The organism is Oceanobacillus kimchii X50, from assembly GCF_000340475.1.
In the GTDB taxonomy this organism is placed as follows: Bacteria; Bacillota; Bacilli; order Bacillales; family Amphibacillaceae; genus Oceanobacillus; species Oceanobacillus kimchii.
Genome location: NZ_CM001792.1, coordinates 253,716 through 274,249, shown reverse-complemented (window position 1 = coordinate 274,249; position 20,534 = coordinate 253,716). Strand labels below are relative to the sequence as shown.

Below are 20,534 nucleotides of genomic sequence, written 5' to 3'. Positions count from 1 at the left end.
TACTAATTATTCTTTTTTTTAATAATAATTGGCAATTATGAAATTGACTCATTTTCAATTCAATTTCGTTATTCATGATTCTTTCTTAACCGAATAACATTCCATGATGCCGATGTACATTGAATTTGCAATTCTCCATCTTCTATAACAGATTCCCCTTGGTTATGAGGGACAACATTTGAACGATGAACGGTATTCGTCGCTTTTAAATCATTATTTTCAAGAACGATATGTTCTATTAACTCGTAACCTTGAAAGCTACGTATATCGACATCTAGTACTATATTTTCTTCTAGATGTTTATTCACAGCAAAAATAGTAAGCTCTTCCTTTTCTTCGTTATATACAACTGCGCTATCTATATAAGGGACATCTGCAAAGTCCTTACTATCATATTTAGGAGAATCTATTATTGAGTGTAAGGAGATACCTCTCCCAAACACAGAAACATGTTTGTATGGGTAAAAAATAGATTGTCTCCATGAAGAACCTTGATTGTCTGTCATAATAGGTGCAATAACATTTACGAGTTGAGCCATACATGCCATCTTCACTCTATCTGCATGTTTTAAAAGTGTAATCAACATACTTCCAACTAATAAAGCATCTTCAAAATTGTAAATATCTTCTAATAAAGGAGGAGCAACACTCCATGGTTCTACCTTTTGGTCTGCTTCATTGGAATGGTACCAAACATTCCATTCATCAAAACTCAACATGATTTTTTTCTTACTTCTTTTTTTCGCTTTGATATAATCACATGTAGATATAACTGTCTGAATAAAGTGGTCCATATCCATACTTTTTGCTAAATAGTTAGGGGTATCATCAGACTTGTTTCCATAGTATTGATGAAGCGAGATATAATCTACTTCGTCATAAGCTAAATCTAATACAGTTGCTTCATACTCAGGAAAAGTTGGCATATCCGTATTTGAGCTACCACAGGCAACTAATTCGATTGATGAATCTACAAGCTTCATTGCCTTACCTGTTTCTTGTGCAATTCTTCCATATTCAACTGCCGTTTTATGCCCTACTTGCCATGGCCCATCCATTTCATTTCCGAGACACCAAGTTTTTATATTATGCGGATTTTCGTAGCCATGTGATCTCCTTAAATCACTCCAGTAAGTTCCATGCGAATGGTTTGTATACTCAATTAAATTACGGGCTGCATCGATTCCTCTAGTACCAAGGTTAACTGCCATCATCACATCAGCATGTACTTTTTTTGACCAATCCATAAATTCATTTGTACCTACTTCATTTGTTTCAATTGTTCTCCAGGCTAATTCGAGTCGTCTAGGTCGGTCACTCGCATTACCAATTCCATCCTCCCAATGATAACCAGAAACCATATTTCCACCAGGATAGCGAACAATCGGAACTTGTAATTCTTTTACAAGATTAATAACATCTTTTCGAAATCCCTGCTCATCAGCTTCTGGATGATTAGGTTCGTAAATCCCACCGTATACCGCTCTACCAAGATGTTCGATAAATGAACCATAGATTCTTTTATCAATCACTCCAATTTTATAGTTTTTATCCAATAACATTTTCGCTTTCCATTGATTTACCATATGTCACTCTCCTCAATCCATATTTGTATACGGTTTCATTTGCAGTTATTAATTTGTACGTATAAGTTGCAATATGGTTATTATACATCATTTTTCTTATAATTCAATATTTTTGTTATTTTACATAAAAGAAGAGCAGGTATGACCATCCTACTCTTCTTAAGTTTATTCATTCATACTAGACTTAATCGTCTCGGAAGCTTGTTTAAGCGCTTCTTCCGGCGTTTGTGCTTGTTGCCTTAAAACATTCTCCGCCACGTTTGTATTATACTCCGTTACTACATCTGGAGTATATTCTGTAATATTTAATACATTGATCTCCTCTCGTACATCTAACAATACATCGAATATGTTATCCCCAAAATATTGATAATATTTATTATTTTCTCTCACCGCTTCGCTTTCCCATACATCCCATCTCGGAGGATCAAATCCAAGTACCGTCCAAAGATCTTGACTACCTTCCTCAGATAATTTTGTGTATGCTAAAAACTCTTTAGCAAGTTCTACCTCTTCGGTTTGGTTCGTAACTACAGTCCCAGTTCCCCCCATTCCAGCAGAACGATCTCCACCTTCTTCCCATGCAGGCATTGGTCTAATTGCAATCTTACCTTCCAATTCCGGCATATTATCAAGAAAACGTCCCATATACCAAATAGGAGCTAATATACTTGCTGATTTTCCTTCCGACATGTATCCGTAGAATTCTTCAGATTGGTTCATACCACCAGGAGTTAACTCTGCTATTTCATGTTCATAAATGACATCTTGTAAGAATTGTAATGTATCAATATGTGTCTGGCTATCCATGATTAGATTGCCGTTTTCATCAAACATATCCGTATCCTGTTGGGAAATCATTGGCCAGTAGTCCATTAACCAATCCGTTGTGCTGACATTCCACATAACTGAATCTGTATTCGCGACAACTTCTTTACCAGCATTTACAAAATCGTCCCAAGTTTTAATAGAATCAATATCTACACCAGCTTCATCCATAATTTCAGTATTGTAATACATCACTGTTGCTCCCACATGCGTTGGGATACCATAATACTCTCCATCTTTTGCATAAATTTCAAAACGTGAGTCTACCACTTGATTGATTATAGGTTCAACATACTCATTCATTGATTCTAATTGAGGTTCACCTTGTAAGTAATTTGCAAATCTACCAAGCTCAATATCAACAATATCTGGTGCGCCTTTTCCTGATTGTAAAGACAGTAAAAGATTATTATGCATTTGATCAAATGGATAAGCCTCTGCAACTAATTTAATAGGATTATCCGGATTTTCTTCATTCCATCTTTTAGCAGATTCTTCAAATAAATCGACATGTTGTGTCGCAAATGTCCAATAGGTTAATTCTGTAGCTCCTTCAATATCATCACCAATAACACTAGTTTCATCAGCCTGTGCTTCTTCATCACCGCCACCACCACATGCAACTAATAGGGTGGAAATAATTAATAAAATAAGTAAATAAAACTTTTTCATTTTAACCCTCCTTTTATTAAGCGCTTACAATTTATCTAATTAACTCTATCCCCCTTATTAAGAAAGATATACACCTTAAATGTACGTATGAATTCTAGTTAGACTGATAAGTTGTTTATTGTGTAAATATTAGCACTTTAACAAAAATTAGTCAATAACTTACTTGAATTATATTTACAACTTATACGCATAAGTAAAAAAGATGCCTTTATATAGGCATCTCTTCTTCTTGATTATTAATGGAAATCGTTGAATTTCTTATAATTAATTCTGGCTCATATACAATCGATTCATTTTTTCTTGTTAATGGTTTATTACCTTTTACCAAACTCAATATCATTTCAGCTGCTTTTGATCCCATCTCACTTAACGGATGAGCAATTGTAGTCAATTTCACTTCTGAAACTTTAGCTAAGAATGAATCGTCGTATCCTACGATCGACATATCATGGGGTACTGATATATTTCTTTCTCTAAGAACATCAAGTAATTTGATTGCAAGTTCATCATTATAACAAACAATTGCAGTAGGTCTTTCCTCCGTTGAATTATCTAGTAACCTACTTAGTTCTTTTAATGGTTTTGTTCCTTTTTCATTTGTAAAATACGTTATTATGTTTGTTGGGTCAATAGTTAAATTATTTTTTCTATGAGCTTTTAAATAACCTTTCATCCGTTTATTTCCTTGAATATCATCTGTTTTAAACAATCCAATGATATTCTTATGACCTAAGTTAATTAGGTGTTCGGTTTGTTTATAACCACCTGCTTCATCATCCATCGTAAGACTTAGTGGTTCCAGCTCATCATAATATGAATTAATCATAATATATGGTATTTGCGATTTCTCCAAACTTAAATAATAATTTATATTAGGATTGGATATCGAACTTCTAGTTGGTTCAATTATTACTCCGTCGAAATGTTGAGTTAGGATTTGTTGTAAAAATTGCTTCTCTTTTTCATGATCGTTATTCGTACTAAACAAGCTTACCTGATAACCTTGTTGACTAAGGACCGATTCAGCTCCTCTAATTATGGACGGGAAAATATAATCAGAAATATACGTTGTCATTATAGCAATGTTTTTTTGATTTACCACTGATGCTGAATTCATTATATTCTTGCGATCCGCACAAAAAGTACCTGCCCCTTGTTCTCTGTATAAATATCCTTGACTAACTAAATCTCCAATCGCAAGTCTAACCGTATGACGACTCACATTAAATTGCTTCATATATTCACTTTCTGAACTAATCTTTTGATTGGGTTTAAATGTACCGTCTAAGATTTTTGAAAGAATATATTCTTTTACCATACTATATTTTGTTTTCAATCAAACTCCCCCTTTCGCTCATCCAAAATAAAAGTTGTACTCTGATTGTTATTAACTATCAGAATACAACAAAAAACTTATACGTTCAAATTATAGTGGATAACTCATCATGTAACCACGTCTTCTTTTTTTATTTTTACGATAGCTTTAGCCTGTAACGTAGTATTTTCCAATCGCATACCCGGGGAAGCAAAATATGGGAAACCGTCCTTTCTCCATAATAATTGCTGTACACGAGCATGACGATTATGATCATAAAGTGGATTACCGTTTATTTCTTTATATGGTCTAGCATGATAAACAAGTACATCCCCTCCAAAATCATCTACAGTAAAACTATTATGACCTGGCCCAAATTCATGGTGATTCGATTCCATTACAGGATTTGACGATTTCATCCATGAATGAGGGTCTAATAGATCACTATTTTCATCGGCATAGAGTAATCCCATGCAATAACGGTCATCTGTTGCACTAGCGGAATACGATATGTAAACCCTTCCATTTTTACTTATAAAAGCTGGTCCTTCATTCACATAGAACCCTTGTTGTTCCCATTCATATTCCGGTGTCGCTATAAGTACTTGCTCTCCCTTTAGAGTCCAAGGATTATCCATTTTAGAAATATATAAGTTTGATATTGTATCTTCTTTAACTTTTTGCGCCCAAACGAGGTATCTTTCTCCTTGGTGCTCAAACGTTGTCGCATCTAATGAGAAACTTTGAAAACTCGTATTTACTTGACCCTTCTCCCCCCATCTTCCATCTAGTGGGTTTTTGTCAGTACACTCAATCACATACGGTCGTATAGCCCATATATCATCTCGGTCACCGGCTGCGAAGTGAATATACCAATGATTATCTATAAAATGAATTTCTGGTGCCCAAATATGTTCTGACATAATTCCTTTTTCATGTTTGTGCCAAATTTCTACTTCCTCCGCATCTGTAAGTCCTTGAATGGATTTCGATCTTCGCAATATGATACGATCGTATAATGGGTATGAAGCTGTAAAGTAGTAATACCCATCTACATGTTTGTATATATAGGGATCTGCTCGTTGTTCAATTAAAGGGTTGGGGTAATCATTTACATGTACTTCACCATAAACAACTGTTTCTCCTGTTTCTTTTAACTCTTTTTTGTTCAACTCTCCCCAAGAAACACCGATTTCTCCAACCACACTATCTTCTAATTCAACGGCTACTTTTCGTGGAAGAATGGATGATTTCACATCATTACTATCATTTATCTCCAATTCGACTGGGTTAATATTTTTAATTTTCATATTATTACCTCCTTATCGATATTATACATAGCCAAAGTTATTCGTACAAGTTAGATTTTTATTTATTCTCTTTATAATTTACACGAATACATGTAAAAAAGCTGAAAAAATTGTATTATCTCAGCGTTAATGAGAGCTTAAGAATTAAAGATAATGTAAGCGATAATCAATAAAATGCCAACAACAATAATTGTTGTCCAAAATGGAGTCTCAGCCAACGTATATTTATAATTGGTTGTAATGTTATCGGAGCTAGTACAATAACTACCATTTGTATTATTTTATCTATTTTTTCATGTTGTTCATTTAAATAGTTATACGAGAAAACCTTTCTTTTTTCCCTTTTAGTACCAACAAAAACCGTTATATCCAACCACATATTTCGCATACAACCAGTAGTTAACGATAAGCCAAAGACGAAGATAAAAATAAGGAGTTGTTTTTTCTGCATCTTTTCAACACCTATTTAAAAAAGAATATTCAGAAAAAAAGGAGTGGATAGGACAAAAGTATGTACACAAAAAATAAATCCGAATGAATGGGTTTTGAAAACCCGCTTCATAAATATACTCTGCTTATCAGAGGCGGCTGGTGAGCTTCACTCCTACTGGACAAGGAAGACCTCGATAGCATTGCATCACGCGCAGAAAATCGATTACGCTTAATTGTGATTATAATCCGTCTTTTGGCTGAAAAATTCTAGTTACGTCCTGAGCACCTTTCTCTGTACTACGTATTATACTAAAATAGGTATAAAATAAATTATTGGCTCCTCATATGGATGATTATCAATGATTATCTTTCGGACTTGTTCAATTTGATCCCGCATACAGCTAAACTCCATTTTACACTCTGTTCCATGAGTTATTTTCCCGTGCTCTCCCTCAAAAGGAGTAGCAAATTCCAGCGGTCTCCAAAACCCTTTTACCTTTGAATAGGAAATAATATGATCATAATTACCGACGGTTAAAAAACCATGGTCATTTAACTCATTCCTCATGGTTTCTACATATTCTTCTGGTAAGTATACCTCTACTTTTACATAGTCGACATTCATCTGTTTTTCTCCTTCTCATCCTAAAGGCAATTCATTTTCATGGTAATTCTTTCGTCATCTTAATAACATCTTCTTCAAAATCCATATGTTGATAAAACTGTCTCGCACGATTATTTGAAGCAAATACATCTAATGTTAACACAGATATATCCCGTTGCACGGCCCAATCTTCTGCATGCTTCATCAATCGTTTTGCAACACCTTTACCTTCTGCCCGTTCATCTACGACTAACGTGGCAACATATGCATATATCTTATCGGAGAAGAAGTCTTGTTTTTCTTTCATTTCGATAAAACCAATACATTCTCCTTCAACTTCAGCAATAAATATATTATCTTTATTATTCTCAAGACTTTTCAAAGCAAGTTGCTTTTGTTTTATCTCCATAACTTCCATATCTCTATACTGGGGGAAATCCACATTTGTTAATCGATTAGATAAACGTAAAAAACTCCCCTTATCTTTCTTCATATAACTTCTAATTCTCACAATAAATCCCTCACTTTAGCAATTTATAATACTTATATTATGACACAAAAATATCTAAGCTTACTAGTTGAGTCAATTTCATAATTGTCATCTGATTCAATTCTAAAAAAGTAAAACACCTCGAACAATGTGGAAATAATTCTAAAATATACTATAATGCTAGTGAAGGAGGAGGGAAAAACAATGAATTTAAATAATATTGCTATCTTCTGTGGTTCAAGTAATGGAGCCAACGAAAGCTATGTAAAAGCAGCTAATGACATGGGAAAGTTCTTGGCATTAACCAATCGAAAATTAATTTATGGCGGTGCAAAAGTAGGATGCATGGGAGAATTAGCAAATGCGTCTCTTACTTATCACGGTCACGTCATTGGGGTTATTCCTCAAAAACTGGTAGATGTTGAAATCGCTCATGAAGATATAAATGAATTACATACTGTTGCTGATATGCACGAACGAAAAGCGAAGATGGCAGAACTCGCAGATGGTTTTATTGCATTACCCGGAGGTGCTGGAACCCTCGAGGAATGGTTTGAAGTCTTTACATGGCTACAATTAGGTTACCACAAAAAGCCTTGTGGATTTCTAAATATAAATGGGTTTTATGATCCTTTAATAAGCATGTTGGAAAACACGGTCAAAGAGGGATTTATGAAAAAATCATACTTAGATTTAATTATTATCGACCCAAATCCTAAATCTTTAATAGAAAAAATGGAAGCTTTTGAAATGAACTCTATTTCAAAATGGTGACTATAAATCCCCTTCTAACGAAACCAAAGTCTTGAAGGGGTCTCTATTACCATATCCGGAACGGCCCTTAATCATCTGCTCTTCTGCTTGTCCAAAAGACTGGATATTCATCTGCGTAACTGTTAAATTATCATGTAATAACCCTTTATATCCTCAATTAAAAAAATTATTATTTTATAATGTCGTGGTTTTTAGTATAGTATCATCAATTAATTCTCCTGTTTATGTTCGTTTCTACAGAATCATTAGTACGCTGAACCGCTAAAAACCTACTAAATTATAATTCAGTTGGATTTCCTAACTCATGATAATCTCCTCATTTCATTTCTCCTATCTATTAAACTTCTCTTACTTGATTCCAGGGTATTAATAGAACTATTTAGCGCACTTATGTCTCCTTCAAGTTCCTTAATCTTAGTTTCAATCTGATCAATCTTCCTATGTAACTGATTATCTGTAATGTCCTTATAACTAGGAATGATGTCACTATCACGTAGCCCTTCAACAGTATCTGCATTATTCCCAAAAAAAGTAGACTTTGAACATTCTGGTTTCGTACATAATTGATTATTTCCACGAAAGTCCCCTCGTTTGGAATCAAGGCTATGCAATGTACGCTTTAATCGCTCTAAATATTCTTGCTTTGCTTGTAAGTCGTTATTATTTAAATAAATACGATGTTGTAGTCGGCTTAATTCTGCATTAATAGAAAATACATCCATTGTGTTACCACCTCTTTATACCCGATTTATTATTCTATATTGGTTTTATTTTCCTACTTATATGCATCATTATAATAAAACACCTTCTCCATTTGCAGGGTAAATAGTACTGTTTTTGTTATGAAAATATTGTCTAAAACAAGGCAGAACATACTTTTGTACCAGTTAAGACTTTAAGACTTCATTTCGATGGTATTACTGCCGACTCCATACAGATTAAAAATCCTGAATAAGCTCATACATACTTACTCAGGATTTTTAAAATGAATTCACTATTAAATTAATCATTCACAGTTATTAGATGATCCGTGTTATTATAATCTTTAATTACAAACACTTTATCAACGAAAGTGAGCTTATTAATACACGTATTGTTTAAATGTGTTTTCCCAGTTCCAATTTCTCCTTTAGAAATTACCGATAGAATCGCATTGATTAACGCTCCGTGAGCTACGATTACGATTTTTTTATTTGGAAATCGTTGACATACTTCTTGTATTCCCTTAATCCCCCGTTGTTTTACATCTTCCAATTTTTCCATATTCGGAATGTCTTTATCAGGAAAGAATCGTTCCCTATCCGCCAATGTCATTCCTTCCGCATCACCATAGGACCGTTCCTTAAATTCTTCCATTTCAATAATGGGTAAACCCCATTGTTCATTTAGAATTTCAGCTGTTACTTTGGCTCGTTGTAAAGGGCTGGCAATTAGAATCGATGGTTCAAATTCTTTCACTCCGTTAAAGCAAAGTTTTGCTTGCATTCTTCCCGTTTCATTTAGAGGAATGTCCGTTCTTCCTTGTACTCTTCCTTCCTTATTCCAATTCGTTTCCCCATGCCTAACTAAATATATTTCTGTCATAGAAAACCCTCTTTTCTTCATCTTCCATCTATCTAATTATTTTATCATTTGTTATACGTGAACGGCTATGAACTTATAATGCTTTCTCATAAATCACTTTACCATTTTTATTTATTCCAAGTAATTTCTCCCAATTACCATAACCAACATGATTATCTTCAATGAAAAACGCAAACATACCACTATCTTTTATCGGATAAGCTAATGTTTTTTCATCATTAAACTGTATTCGTATCTTTTTAATATCCGGATCATTGACAACGCCTACTAGGTAAATAGAGTACACATCATTATTTTCCATATATCCATCGTTTAAGTAGGTTATAGGGTCTTCATCTTCCCTTTTAATACTAAAAAAGGAATTTTCATATTTCCAAAGAAGTCCAAAATCTTTCTTTAATATTCCAACAGAGAATTGATCATCATATGTATTCAAGTAAAATACCCGATCATCAATAACCACTTTTTCAACTTTCTTCGATGGTCCGTAAAAGTTTAAATCTTGTTCTTCTTCAAAAGCAGCATCTGCAGAAAAATGATATTGTGTGTAATCAAACCACTTCATAATAAAGAAGCTCAACAATAAAATCACAACTCCCCACTCAAGCAAATACAATACCCCTTTTTGCTTTCCATGAAATAATCTCATTATAAAACTCCTCATCTATGTATCTCAATTTCCTTTTCAATCACCCGTCCATAATGTGGTATAAAATCAGAATATTAATATTAAAACAAATAACCCCTATTGTAAAGTGAATTTTAGGCATTTTTTTCCATGAAAAAAGGATTACACAAGTTAATCCTTTTACTTACTTATTTTATTAAGCTTTTCCCAAATATAATAACGTCCCTATCCACACGATCCAGTTTCGCAACGCTCGGTAGATGAGCCCATTGTTCAAACCCGAAGTGCTCAAATAATTTAATGCTTGGCTCATTATGCGCAAATATGAATCCCAATAATATTTCGATTCCATAAACAGGACTTTTTTCTATAATATAGCTTAATAATTTCTTTCCCAATCCTTTTCCTCTAAAGCGACTGTTCATATATATACTAACCTCTGCAGTATGATTATAAGCAGGTCGTCCGTAGAAGGACTCCAAACTAATCCACCCACAGATTTCTCCATTCAATTCTGCTACTAATAAAGGTCGTCTTTCAGATTCATGTTCACTAAACCAATGATATCTATCTTCTACGGTGACAGGTTCTGTATCCGCTGTTACCATTCTACTTGCGATCGTCGAATTATATATAGCAACTATTTCTGGTAAATCTTCTATAGTGGCGTTTCTAAATGTTAATTTTTCACTCATGCTGTGGACCTACCTTTGTTTAGTTTTTCTCTTGAAATAATGTATTGCAAAGTTCTATTTTCAAACGAATAATACAACTTAATTAAACGTTTGATTAATTTCTTTCTGATTGTAGAAAATGCTTTACTGCTCCAACTAAATTCGCATGTTGTTTAAAAGAACACGTATCTAGTATTGGTCGAACCGTTTCAAAATGCATATTTTCCGTTAAGGCGTCATACTCACGATATAACTCAGTTATGAAATTCTCTCTCGCGCTGATTCCCCCACCAAAAAGAATTATATCAGGATCATACATATGCTGGATATTATAAATTCCCACTGCAAGGTAATAAAAGAACTGTTTAATCGCACGTATACATTCAGGATCCCCGTTTGCAGCCATTTCAAAAATTTGCTCTCCAGTGAATATACTTTCGTACGGAACACTTTTTTGCCTAGCAACTTCTTTTCTTAATGAAGACATCGCGGCAACCTCACTCCAAGAATGCCATTGACCTTCATGCTTTAGCAGCATATAACCAAATTCACCAGCATGTAAATGCTTTCCTTGCTGAACAACTCCTTGATGAATAAAAGCCCCACCTATTCCAGTTCCTACAACAATAACAATAGCATTTTGTACTTCTTGCGCATTACCTTTCCAGCTTTCTGCTAGAGCAGCACAATTTGCATCATTTTCAATTGAAACTTTTTTATCAGTAGATTGCTGCATTAATTTTTTAATGTTTGGACCATGTATATATGGTATTGCACTCGTTCCGTGAATGACCCCTGAATGTGAAACTGCTCCAGGAGCACTAATAGCGATACCATCGATGGTTGGATTTTGATTTACCATTACTCTTGCTGCTTCTAATAATGCTGACAAGTCCTTTGGTGTTATTATCTTATATGTTTTACTTACATTACCCTTTTGATCAACCAATCCATATTTTGTATATGTTCCCCCTAAATCAATAGATAGAAAAGATTTTTCCATATATTTCTCACCTTCCCAATATAATAAGTGAGAATTCCATCAGCAGGACTTCTCCTATCAAAGAGCACAGAACGAGTGAAACGAATCAAAAATCGTTCTTTCTTTACCGGATTAGTGATCTATGTCCGTAGCAAGCAATTCAAGTGCCTACCTAAAATGCTCATTAGTCGCTATTTGCATGCATCTCTACGGGATAAGCGTACGTAACAAAACGTTCCGGTGCATTTCCTACGTAGTGGAATGGATAACACGTTGTTACGACTAGAACTTCTTCACCCATTTGTCTGATTACGGATGTGTCATCCTCTGGAACTATTTCTGTCTCTTTAATTTCATATGTGTACGATCCATAAGGTAAGTGGACAATATATTGATCCCCTATTTCTATTTGATCAAAATTACGAAATACAGTATCACGATGACCAGATAAGACGATTTGTTCTCCTTGACTAGGCAACATAGAATTATCTAAATGTCCCACTCCTCGATCTAAAGAATCTGGATCTGTCCCAGCTACAATCGGTAGTGTTTTTTCTAGTTTTGGAATTTCTAAAGTCCCAAATGCTTCTCCAGTTTCTGTTTGAAAATCTATTGGTTCCTTTTTATCAACTGATGCAGAACCTTCTGTTTCCCCTTCAGTTTCCGTTAGGCCTTGCTTTATACGTTCTTCTGCTTCAAGTAAAGCTTCATCTTGGGATTTTTCAGTCTGATATAAATGAAATCCAGCTACCGCAACCATGACTATTCCAACTATTAACAGCAGTCTACCAATGAGCTTCATCCGATCACCCTCTACAAAAGAATTCGTTAAAGACTGTATATTCTATATATTATAGGAAATGACCTTTGATCACAATATGTGTTTATCTCTTGATTAAATAAAATATTTACCTTCACCTTACATAAATATCTGCTTGTACAGCCCGCTCCTGCAGAATTTTTAAAAAGGTATCTTGATTGACAGGAGATAATTTTAATTCTCCCATAATCCCACTCGAATAATAGATAACAATTCCTTTTGTCGCCATCATTGCTCTTGTTCCAATTAAAAAGTTGGATGTCGCTTCTACTTTGGTTATTTGATTATACTGAATATGAAAACGGAATAAACCACTTTTAACAAAAAGGTGATCAGAACAAAAAATATAACGAAGATTAAAGTATGGCAACAAAATAAGTAATGTAGATAAAACAAATACACTAACAAGTATAATCAAAATTACCCAATTAAAAGGAAGAAGGATAAGCGGGAATATGCAAGCTACAAATAAAATGAGCGTCGCAATACATAAAACTAATTTGTAGCCTCCATCTACTTCTGATTTAAACTCTAAATCCTTCATTAAATTGTCCCCACCTTTTCGACGATTTACATAGTTCAATTACGGGTAATTATATATTATCCACAATAAAAAGCATATCCCTTAACTATCCTGAATAAGATAGGTAGGAACAGCGGATATTTGATACTATATCAGATATCCTTTTTTTGATTTATTACAAAACAATAAAAAGGAGGAGGAAGTAAATTGCTATCCACATTATTAGAAGCATTGTTTTATATATTCTTTTTAATAGGCTTGATTAGTTTAATTATATCTGGGCTGGTACTTGGAACATGGAAGACAGGACCCGATAACCGTGCCGATTATTATTCCCAATCAAAAGAACAACGTCATTATCGCACTAATTTTGGATTAAAGGCAGGAGGCATTGGTATCCTCTCTGCGTTAATAGCTGTATGTATTTATTTCGTTCAATGAAAATGCCTACAGGATATCCACATTCACATGATAAAAGTAACCTCAATCCTAAACTTACTTGCACTAAAACACACACCTCAGGTTCAAATAAATTTTTTTTAGAAACAGTTAAGCCATCAAAAGAGTAAGACAACTCCTTGATGGCTGTTCACTAATACACATCATGTTTTGTAAAGTTTCCACCTCGTACTTCAGCAACATCGTATACTGTCACAAAAGCCTTTGGATCAATTTCTTGGATAATTTCCTTCATTTTACTTTCTTCTAATCGATTGATTACACACGAGATTTCTCTATAAGATTCTTTTGAATAACTTCCCTGTACAGTTTTATACGTAGCTCCTCTTCCTAATCTTTCATAAATCGTTTTAACCATTTGTTCAGGCTCATCTGTGATAATATTGAAAGTTTTTGAACCACTTAGTCCTTCTTCTACAATATGAATCACCTTGGAAGCAATAAAATATGCTATGGCTGATAATATCGCTCCTTGTAATCCAAATACTGTAGAGACAATTATAAAAACAAACATATTTAAGAATAGAATAAGATCACTTGTACCGAATGGTAGTTTTCGAGATAACAATACCGCAAGCATATCAATACCATCTAATGCTCCGCCGTTGCGAAGTGCTAACCCCATTCCAAAACCAATGATAATACCACCGACCACCGTAATCAACAATGTATCTCCTTCAATAATGGTTGGGATATGATGCATTAAACTAGTGCTCACAGCTAATGAAACAATACCGATTATAGAATATACAGCAAAGCTCTTTCCGATTTGTTTATACCCTAAATAAACAAAAGGAATATTAAGTAATGCTATTAGTACACCTAATGGTAACCCTGTTAATTGTGAACCAACAATACTTAATCCGGTCACGCCCCCATCGGATACACTGTTTGGAATTAACACAGCTTCTAATCCATAAGCAGTGATAAACCCTCCAATAATAATCATCATTCCACGCACAATCATCATAGTCTTCCTTTGTTGCTTCTTTCTTACATTCATTACTCTTCCTCGATTCTTTTAATTTCTATAGATAATGTATAGACCTTATTATACGCTTCTGTTTTTATTCTTAAAGTTTTAAGGTAGCTAAAACTACTACAAAATCAAAAACCTCTATAAGAAAGAATCGCTCTTCTCATAGAGGTAATACTTTAAAAAATCTATTTATTACATTGCTGTTAAACCACCATCGATGACAAATTCAGAACCTGTAGAGTAGCTAGATTCATCAGATGCAAGGAAAAGTACCATGTTGGAAACTTCTTCTGGCTGTGCCATGCGTTGAGATGGTATTTGTTTCGCAAATTCTTTAATTTGTTCTATTGCATCGCCTTGCGTAACCATTGGAGTCTCGATTACACCAGGATGAACAGAGTTCACGCGAATTCCTAACCCGCCTAGTTGAACTGCAGCTGCTTTTGTAGCTCCACGTACAGCGAATTTAGAATCTGTATATCCTACTGCACCTGCTACAATTCCATTCATAGAGGAAATATTAACGATCGATCCGCTTCCTGATTTTTGCATAGAAGGAACTACTGCTTTCATTCCTAAAAATACGGATACTTGGTTAATATCAATAATTTTACGATATTGTTCCTCTGTCATCTCCATCAAAGGAACACTTAAACTAATTCCCGCATTATTTACTAATACATTTACAGGACCAAAAGCTTCTTCTGTCTCAGAAATAACCGTAGCCCAGTCTTCTGCATTTGTTACGTCTTGCTTTACAAATTTAACATTGTCTCCTAATTCATTTGCTAAAGCAATTCCACCCTCTTCATTTAAATCAGTGAACACTACTTTTGCTCCTTCTTTTGCAAAAAGCCTCACATGAGAAGCACCCATGCCTCTTGCTCCTCCTGTAATAATAGCCACCTTATTCACTAATCGCCCCATTGTAATTCCTCCATTCATTATGGAATGCTCTACCTATGAACATTTCCATAAAATATATAAATACACTATAATAGCAAATTCTATCATAATCACTTTAATTAGATAAATTAATGATAGATCAACTATCATTAATTAAATTGTATACGAATTCTGATATAATTGCAAAATAAATTTATTCCATGTATAAATTAAATATAGATTTATCATGAAGGAGATTGTTATGGACGCTTCCAATAAAACAGGATTGCGAGAAAAAAATAGAAACAAGCGCTATCAAAGTATCGTTCAAACTGCGGAACGATTATTTGCGGAATCAGGATTAGAAAATGTAAAAATGCAAAATATTGCAGATGAAGAAGGAATTGGAGTAGCAACATTATTTCGATACTTTCCACGGAAAGATAAACTTATCGTCGCCGTTGCAACATCCATCATGGAAGAAGAACTTTATCAGTTTCAATTAATTATCAATAACACCGAAAATGCATATAAAAAATTTGAAAAGGTATTTGATTTCCTAAGTCAAATTGTTACACATGCTTCTAAAAACTCTACAAAGTTTATTGATTCATTTGAAAACTACGTAGCTATTTCCAAAGAACCCTTAGAGGATATAGATTTGTACGATGCAGTTAGAGAAGAAATTTATATCTTAATGTCTACACTTATCCAAGAAGGTTCAAGAGATGGATCGATTCGTAATAATTTAAATATAAAAGAAACAATGATATCGTTCATAAATAACTTTGGTTTATTCGCTCGCAAATTGGCATTAATGAAAGCTGTTAACTACTATGATGTAGAAGTTGAGCCAAGGCGTCAGTTAGAAATTATGAAAGATCTTTATTTATCTCATATAAAAGCTTAATGTGAAACTATGCAGTGGGGAATTTTCTCCTACTGCTTGTTAATTTACAGACAGTCCAAATAAATTCACAGAATGGAGCTAGTAGAATCTTTTCAAGTAGAAAAGGCAATGCTTATTATTGAAATTGGATATGGTTAAAGAGATATAATAGCTTCTCTCGCCCCGTTTGGTAAGATGCGACATATTTACAAGATGGTCAATGGGAGATATCCTATGTAAACCCATTATAGAATCATTTTCCCGGAGGCTCCAACGATACAAACACATGTTAAAATTAATACGATTATGAACAAACCATCAGAGGTTCAATTTTTAAATTGCTTTGTGTTATGTGCAAACTAAATGGGGAACTAGAAATTCCCTAGAATCCAAATAAAAGCGAACATTATATTGGATTGAATAAAAGTTCGCTTCTATTTATATTCTTTTATCACAATTAATTAAGTATATACACAAGTTACTTTGCATTGAGACTAGTATATATTTAGCTGGCACAACATGTATTACGCTCTATTTCACTATCTGCTTTTGTGTAGAAGAATTCCCATTCGTTACCGTCAGGATCGGTCACCCAAAACTTATCTTGCACTGCATAACAACAAGTTGTATTCATTTCCTTACGAGCAAAAAAACCCTCTTTTTCTAATCTTTTTTTGTGCAATAAAATTTCTTCAGCTGTCTCTACTTGAAACCCAAAATGGTTGATCTGGTTTCCTCCTACGTCATCCTTCACATTAAGTGTGAAATTAAGGCCAGGTTGATCGAGTAAGAACTTAGCATAGTTAAACTTCGATTTTACTGGTGACACTCCAAAAACTTTTGAATAAAATTCTACAGATTCATTAAGGTTTGTTACGTTTACACCAACATGAACATACTTCATTAAAAATTCCCCCTCTAAATAGTTATATCAAAAAAAATTGATGTATTAGATAAAAAATAATAAAATCTTTTTCTCCTTATTTCCTAAAAATACAGCATAGTTCTTCTGATAACAGGTTATTTACTTCCTTATCATTTAAAACGTAATAATTCCATTTACCTTTTGTATCTTTAGTAATTAACCCTGCCTCTAATAATATCTTGAGATGATAAGAAAGTTTTGATTGAGAAACATCAAATACATCAGTTAAATCACATACACAGGTTCTTCCTCTTTGACAAAGTTCATACATTATTTCTAAGCGTTTTTGGTCAGCTAGTGCCTTGAATTTTTTTTCATACTCTAAAAATTGGTTCATTTAGATCAACCCCTCACATCAATTTTTCTTGATGTATTAATTATAAAATATTAAAATAAATCACACAAGAAATATATCAAATTTTTTTGATGAATCTTATCCGAATAAATTTATTAATATTTCTTTTAATCCCTCACAATATCATATAATTTTTCTGCGTTTTTTTCAGAAATTGAATAAACTGTATGCGTATCTTCGACTGTCATTACTGATCCAGAAGTTTCATACAACCACAAATACAATTCTTGTGTTTGATCATCATCGCTTATCAACTTCACATCGTAAATTGGATCTATCATATCTACTACTCCAGATTGTTTTACAGCACTATTAATAGCATCCTTAAAAAGTTTAACTTTTTCTTTGTCCCTTATTTCATTAAGAAAGTCATTACTAGCATAAGATCCAAAACCTTTGGATTTAGCTATTTGAATGCTTTGCACATCTCCCTTGATCAATCCATTCTCTAAAAAAGAGCAACTTATTAAAATAATAATAAATAACAAGCCCATATACAAATATATCTTTTTAATATTCACCTATACATTCTCCCTTCCAATCTGATTGTATTTAATTAGACGATTAATATATAAGAAAAGTTTCACTACTTTCTTTGTAAAGATAAATTAATGGCATTAAAAAAAGCATACCAACTATGAGTGTTGATATGCTTTCTCTATATTATAATTACTTCTGATATTTTTCTTTATATGACTTCGCATATTGATCTGCGGCATAGATAGCATCTGCCACATCATCTGCTGTTACTTTAAAAGCTTCGTGAATTGTTTCTTCATCAACTGTAGCTGCTTCGGCAACTTTCATAATATCTTCACGAGACGCATCTTTTAACTTGATGTCTTCTAGTGTTACTGGAAGTTCAAGACTTATATATAATTTTATATAACGTTCAATCTCTTCTTTAGAGCGCTCCTCTAAAGCCAATTGAACTAAGGTACCAAATGCAACTTTCTCACCGTGAGTTAAGTGATGGATGTCACCATCTAACGCAGTGAAACCATTATGAATTGCATGTGCTGCACCTAAGCCGCCACTTTCAAATCCAAGCCCACTTAATAATGTATTTGCTTCAACAACATTCTCTAGAGCAGGTGTTACAGCTTTCGCCTTCACAGATTCATATGCCAATTCCGCATATTTAAATAAGGTTTCTTCACATTTTTCCGCAATAGCTTGTGCTGCAATAGTCGTATATCCACCCGCCATTGTTTTACCTTTATTTTCGATTACACTACGTGCTTCCACCCAAGTTGCTAGAGCATCCGCAATACCTGAAGATAAGAAACGTTTAGGAGCTCCTGCTACGATTTTCGTATCTACAATTACTAAATCTGGGTTCTTATCGTAAAAACGATATCCCTCAAATACGCCTTCATTGGAATAAACTACAGAAAGCGCACTAGTTGGAGCATCAGTTGAAGCAGTTGTTGGCACAATAACAGTCTGACCTTTTACTTCATCAGAAACAGCTTTTGCCGTATCAAGCGTTTTACCGCCACCAACTCCAACAACTACAGTAGAATTAGATTCACCTGCAATCTTAGAAATCCGTTCCATTTCAGCTTTTGAAGCTTCTCCATTAAATACTACTTCCTCTACTTCAATACTTTCTTCTTTTAAATGCTTTACAACGTCATTTGCTGCTATTTCCCAGACAGTTTCATCTGCAATAACAATGGCTTGATTACCAATATCTTTCACATATTCACCAATTCGTTGGATGGCATTCTTTCCTTGTACATATTTTGCTGGACTTATAAAAATTCGTTCACTCAATTTGTACACTCCTTTATACCTATGTGTACTTATATATTCCCATGTTTTACAAATTTAAATCATTGAATCTAAATAAGCGTACATTTATTATTTTTATAATTTAAATGATTCATCAATCAAGTCAGAAACAATCATAGCTCCAACTTTATTACCTTCACCAGCAGCCATAATTAATTGGGAAGGAGTAGAGATTGTAGCATCTCCACTGGCATAAATACCAGGAATACTTGTTCTACCCAAACCATCCGTTTTAATTCCTCCATTATCTGACATCACACAACCTAAACTTTCTGCAAATGGAGAAGCTTGCTCTAAACCTACTGTAACAAGGCCACCTTCACGAAGAATTTCTTCACCACTGATAAATCTTATCTTCTGAAGCTGTCCATTGTTTCCTATAAGTTCATCTATCTCCTCTTCCAATACTTGAATGCCATTTTTAGCAAAAGAACGTTTCTGTTCTTCAGTTAATACTTGATTTCCGTTCGTACAGACGATAATATCTTTACTCCAATTAGATAACTTTTTACCCATTTGAAATGCTGCATTTTTATTGTCAGAAATGACTACTAAAGCTTGATTTCTCATTTCCCAGCCATCACAGAACGGACAACTAAATAAGCTGGAACCGTAGAACTTATCGAGTCCTTTCACTTTTGGAAAAACATCCTTAAGCCCCGTTGCTAGGAGAACTTTTTTTGTTTGATATAAATCCCCCTTCTCGGTAATTAATTGAAAATGATTCTTCTCCCTATGGATTTCATTCACACGTTGCATTTCCATACTAACCGTCGGATATTTTAATATATCCTGTTTCCCTAATTCTTTTAGTTCTGAAGGATGAATACCATCTCTCGTTAAAAAACTATGTGATTCATGGGTGACTTTATTTCTTGGATTATCATCATCGAAGACAACAGCTCTTTTTCCAGCTCTACCTAATACAAGTGCCGCACTTAACCCTGCAGGTCCTCCACCAATAACAATACTGTCTAACATTCATCATACACTCCTTATAACAAATATATTAAAGACTCATAA

24 protein-coding genes are annotated in these 20,534 nt (G+C 33.9%); 3 read left to right on the top strand and 21 right to left on the bottom strand.

The window, feature by feature from the left end:
• Positions 1-68: 68 nt before the first annotated feature.
• From arfA to C794_RS01605, 7 genes are all read right to left on the bottom strand, one after another.
• Positions 69-1,586 carry an arabinosylfuranosidase ArfA gene (gene arfA, locus C794_RS01635; protein ID WP_017795398.1) on the bottom strand — a complete coding sequence of 506 codons (1,518 nt, stop codon included), beginning with the start codon at positions 1,584-1,586 and terminating at the stop codon, positions 69-71.
• A gap of 165 nt (positions 1,587-1,751) precedes the next feature.
• On the bottom strand, positions 1,752-3,086 hold the full coding sequence (locus C794_RS01630) for an ABC transporter substrate-binding protein (RefSeq protein WP_017795397.1): 1,335 nt from the start codon (positions 3,084-3,086) through the stop codon (positions 1,752-1,754).
• Between the two features lie 208 nt (positions 3,087-3,294).
• Entirely contained in the window at positions 3,295-4,422 is a 1,128-nt protein-coding gene (locus C794_RS01625; RefSeq protein WP_017795396.1) for a GntR family transcriptional regulator, read from the bottom strand.
• Between the two features lie 107 nt (positions 4,423-4,529).
• Entirely contained in the window at positions 4,530-5,711 is a 1,182-nt protein-coding gene (locus tag C794_RS01620) for a glycoside hydrolase family 43 protein (protein ID WP_017795395.1), read from the bottom strand.
• Positions 5,712-5,877: 166 nt separating this feature from the next.
• Positions 5,878-6,162: a hypothetical protein gene (locus tag C794_RS01615; protein ID WP_017795394.1), complete on the bottom strand. Its 285-nt coding sequence runs from the start codon at positions 6,160-6,162 to the stop codon at positions 5,878-5,880.
• A 285-nt stretch (positions 6,163-6,447) separates the two neighbouring features.
• Positions 6,448-6,768: a divalent cation tolerance protein CutA gene (cutA, locus tag C794_RS01610; RefSeq protein WP_017795393.1), complete on the bottom strand. Its 321-nt coding sequence runs from the start codon at positions 6,766-6,768 to the stop codon at positions 6,448-6,450.
• A 37-nt stretch (positions 6,769-6,805) separates the two neighbouring features.
• Positions 6,806-7,258, bottom strand: coding sequence for a GNAT family N-acetyltransferase (locus C794_RS01605; RefSeq protein WP_017795392.1), 453 nt, complete (start codon positions 7,256-7,258; stop codon positions 6,806-6,808).
• 183 nt (positions 7,259-7,441) lie between these two features.
• On the opposite strand from C794_RS01605, the gene C794_RS01600 reads away from it, so the two are divergent.
• Positions 7,442-8,011 (top strand): LOG family protein, encoded by a 570-nt coding sequence (locus tag C794_RS01600; RefSeq protein ID WP_017795391.1) that lies wholly within the window; start codon positions 7,442-7,444, stop codon positions 8,009-8,011.
• Positions 8,012-8,313: 302 nt separating this feature from the next.
• On the opposite strand, the gene C794_RS01595 is transcribed toward C794_RS01600, so the two are convergent.
• From C794_RS01595 to C794_RS01565, 7 genes are all read right to left on the bottom strand, one after another.
• Positions 8,314-8,733, bottom strand: a complete 420-nt coding sequence (locus C794_RS01595; protein ID WP_017795390.1) for a YwqH-like family protein — start codon at positions 8,731-8,733, stop codon at positions 8,314-8,316.
• 280 nt (positions 8,734-9,013) lie between these two features.
• Positions 9,014-9,595: a histidine phosphatase family protein gene (locus C794_RS01590; RefSeq protein ID WP_017795389.1), complete on the bottom strand. Its 582-nt coding sequence runs from the start codon at positions 9,593-9,595 to the stop codon at positions 9,014-9,016.
• Between the two features lie 73 nt (positions 9,596-9,668).
• Positions 9,669-10,244, bottom strand: coding sequence for a hypothetical protein (locus C794_RS01585; RefSeq protein WP_017795388.1), 576 nt, complete (start codon positions 10,242-10,244; stop codon positions 9,669-9,671).
• A 167-nt stretch (positions 10,245-10,411) separates the two neighbouring features.
• Positions 10,412-10,918 (bottom strand): GNAT family N-acetyltransferase, encoded by a 507-nt coding sequence (locus C794_RS01580; RefSeq protein WP_017795387.1) that lies wholly within the window; start codon positions 10,916-10,918, stop codon positions 10,412-10,414.
• Positions 10,919-11,012: 94 nt separating this feature from the next.
• Positions 11,013-11,900: an ROK family protein gene (locus C794_RS01575; protein WP_017795386.1), complete on the bottom strand. Its 888-nt coding sequence runs from the start codon at positions 11,898-11,900 to the stop codon at positions 11,013-11,015.
• Positions 11,901-12,063: 163 nt separating this feature from the next.
• Positions 12,064-12,681, bottom strand: a complete 618-nt coding sequence (locus tag C794_RS01570) for a class D sortase (protein WP_017795385.1) — start codon at positions 12,679-12,681, stop codon at positions 12,064-12,066.
• Between the two features lie 112 nt (positions 12,682-12,793).
• Complete coding sequence (locus C794_RS01565) at positions 12,794-13,243, bottom strand: PH domain-containing protein (RefSeq protein WP_017795384.1); 450 nt, start codon at positions 13,241-13,243, stop codon at positions 12,794-12,796.
• Between the two features lie 186 nt (positions 13,244-13,429).
• Between C794_RS01565 and C794_RS01560 the strand changes: the two genes are divergently transcribed.
• Positions 13,430-13,663: a DUF5316 family protein gene (locus C794_RS01560; RefSeq protein ID WP_017795383.1), complete on the top strand. Its 234-nt coding sequence runs from the start codon at positions 13,430-13,432 to the stop codon at positions 13,661-13,663.
• A gap of 151 nt (positions 13,664-13,814) precedes the next feature.
• On the opposite strand, the gene C794_RS01555 is transcribed toward C794_RS01560, so the two are convergent.
• Both C794_RS01555 and C794_RS01550 read right to left on the bottom strand, forming a co-directional pair.
• A complete protein-coding gene (locus C794_RS01555) occupies positions 13,815-14,684 on the bottom strand; it encodes a YitT family protein (RefSeq protein ID WP_026133683.1) in 870 nt (289 codons plus the stop codon).
• Between the two features lie 168 nt (positions 14,685-14,852).
• Positions 14,853-15,587, bottom strand: a complete 735-nt coding sequence (locus tag C794_RS01550; protein WP_017795381.1) for a glucose 1-dehydrogenase — start codon at positions 15,585-15,587, stop codon at positions 14,853-14,855.
• Positions 15,588-15,807: 220 nt separating this feature from the next.
• On the opposite strand from C794_RS01550, the gene C794_RS01545 reads away from it, so the two are divergent.
• Positions 15,808-16,455 (top strand): TetR/AcrR family transcriptional regulator, encoded by a 648-nt coding sequence (locus C794_RS01545; protein ID WP_017795380.1) that lies wholly within the window; start codon positions 15,808-15,810, stop codon positions 16,453-16,455.
• A 484-nt stretch (positions 16,456-16,939) separates the two neighbouring features.
• On the opposite strand, the gene C794_RS01540 is transcribed toward C794_RS01545, so the two are convergent.
• The 5 genes from C794_RS01540 to C794_RS01520 all read right to left on the bottom strand — a co-directional run bounded on the left by C794_RS01540 (position 16,940) and on the right by C794_RS01520 (position 20,492).
• On the bottom strand, positions 16,940-17,338 hold the full coding sequence (locus tag C794_RS01540; protein WP_017795379.1) for an ArsI/CadI family heavy metal resistance metalloenzyme: 399 nt from the start codon (positions 17,336-17,338) through the stop codon (positions 16,940-16,942).
• 76 nt (positions 17,339-17,414) lie between these two features.
• Positions 17,415-17,696 (bottom strand): ArsR/SmtB family transcription factor, encoded by a 282-nt coding sequence (locus C794_RS01535; protein WP_017795378.1) that lies wholly within the window; start codon positions 17,694-17,696, stop codon positions 17,415-17,417.
• A 125-nt stretch (positions 17,697-17,821) separates the two neighbouring features.
• Positions 17,822-18,235 carry a YhfM domain-containing protein gene (locus C794_RS01530; RefSeq protein WP_017795377.1) on the bottom strand — a complete coding sequence of 138 codons (414 nt, stop codon included), beginning with the start codon at positions 18,233-18,235 and terminating at the stop codon, positions 17,822-17,824.
• Between the two features lie 148 nt (positions 18,236-18,383).
• Positions 18,384-19,493 (bottom strand): glycerol dehydrogenase, encoded by a 1,110-nt coding sequence (locus C794_RS01525; RefSeq protein ID WP_017795376.1) that lies wholly within the window; start codon positions 19,491-19,493, stop codon positions 18,384-18,386.
• A 93-nt stretch (positions 19,494-19,586) separates the two neighbouring features.
• The gene (locus C794_RS01520; protein WP_017795375.1) at positions 19,587-20,492 is read right to left on the bottom strand and encodes an NAD(P)/FAD-dependent oxidoreductase; all 906 of its coding nucleotides are present in this window, start codon (positions 20,490-20,492) and stop codon (positions 19,587-19,589) included.
• Between the last annotated feature and the right edge of the window lie 42 nt (positions 20,493-20,534).

Coding starts and splice junctions, on each gene's coding strand:
- C794_RS01630 (WP_017795397.1), bottom strand. CDS start 3,086: ATGAAAAAGTTTTATTTACTTATTTTATTAATTATTTCCACCCTATTA.
- C794_RS01620 (WP_017795395.1), bottom strand. CDS start 5,711: ATGAAAATTAAAAATATTAACCCAGTCGAATTGGAGATAAATGATAGT.
- C794_RS01565 (WP_017795384.1), bottom strand. CDS start 13,243: ATGAAGGATTTAGAGTTTAAATCAGAAGTAGATGGAGGCTACAAATTA.
- C794_RS01555 (WP_026133683.1), bottom strand. CDS start 14,684: ATGAATGTAAGAAAGAAGCAACAAAGGAAGACTATGATGATTGTGCGT.
- C794_RS01580 (WP_017795387.1), bottom strand. CDS start 10,918: ATGAGTGAAAAATTAACATTTAGAAACGCCACTATAGAAGATTTACCA.
- C794_RS01550 (WP_017795381.1), bottom strand. CDS start 15,587: ATGGGGCGATTAGTGAATAAGGTGGCTATTATTACAGGAGGAGCAAGA.
- cutA (WP_017795393.1), bottom strand. CDS start 6,768: ATGAATGTCGACTATGTAAAAGTAGAGGTATACTTACCAGAAGAATAT.
- C794_RS01585 (WP_017795388.1), bottom strand. CDS start 10,244: ATGAGATTATTTCATGGAAAGCAAAAAGGGGTATTGTATTTGCTTGAG.
- C794_RS01545 (WP_017795380.1), top strand. CDS start 15,808: ATGGACGCTTCCAATAAAACAGGATTGCGAGAAAAAAATAGAAACAAG.
- arfA (WP_017795398.1), bottom strand. CDS start 1,586: ATGGTAAATCAATGGAAAGCGAAAATGTTATTGGATAAAAACTATAAA.
- C794_RS01575 (WP_017795386.1), bottom strand. CDS start 11,900: ATGGAAAAATCTTTTCTATCTATTGATTTAGGGGGAACATATACAAAA.
- C794_RS01615 (WP_017795394.1), bottom strand. CDS start 6,162: ATGCAGAAAAAACAACTCCTTATTTTTATCTTCGTCTTTGGCTTATCG.
- C794_RS01540 (WP_017795379.1), bottom strand. CDS start 17,338: ATGAAGTATGTTCATGTTGGTGTAAACGTAACAAACCTTAATGAATCT.
- C794_RS01570 (WP_017795385.1), bottom strand. CDS start 12,681: ATGAAGCTCATTGGTAGACTGCTGTTAATAGTTGGAATAGTCATGGTT.
- C794_RS01590 (WP_017795389.1), bottom strand. CDS start 9,595: ATGACAGAAATATATTTAGTTAGGCATGGGGAAACGAATTGGAATAAG.
- C794_RS01600 (WP_017795391.1), top strand. CDS start 7,442: ATGAATTTAAATAATATTGCTATCTTCTGTGGTTCAAGTAATGGAGCC.
- C794_RS01595 (WP_017795390.1), bottom strand. CDS start 8,733: ATGGATGTATTTTCTATTAATGCAGAATTAAGCCGACTACAACATCGT.
- C794_RS01520 (WP_017795375.1), bottom strand. CDS start 20,492: ATGTTAGACAGTATTGTTATTGGTGGAGGACCTGCAGGGTTAAGTGCG.
- C794_RS01535 (WP_017795378.1), bottom strand. CDS start 17,696: ATGAACCAATTTTTAGAGTATGAAAAAAAATTCAAGGCACTAGCTGAC.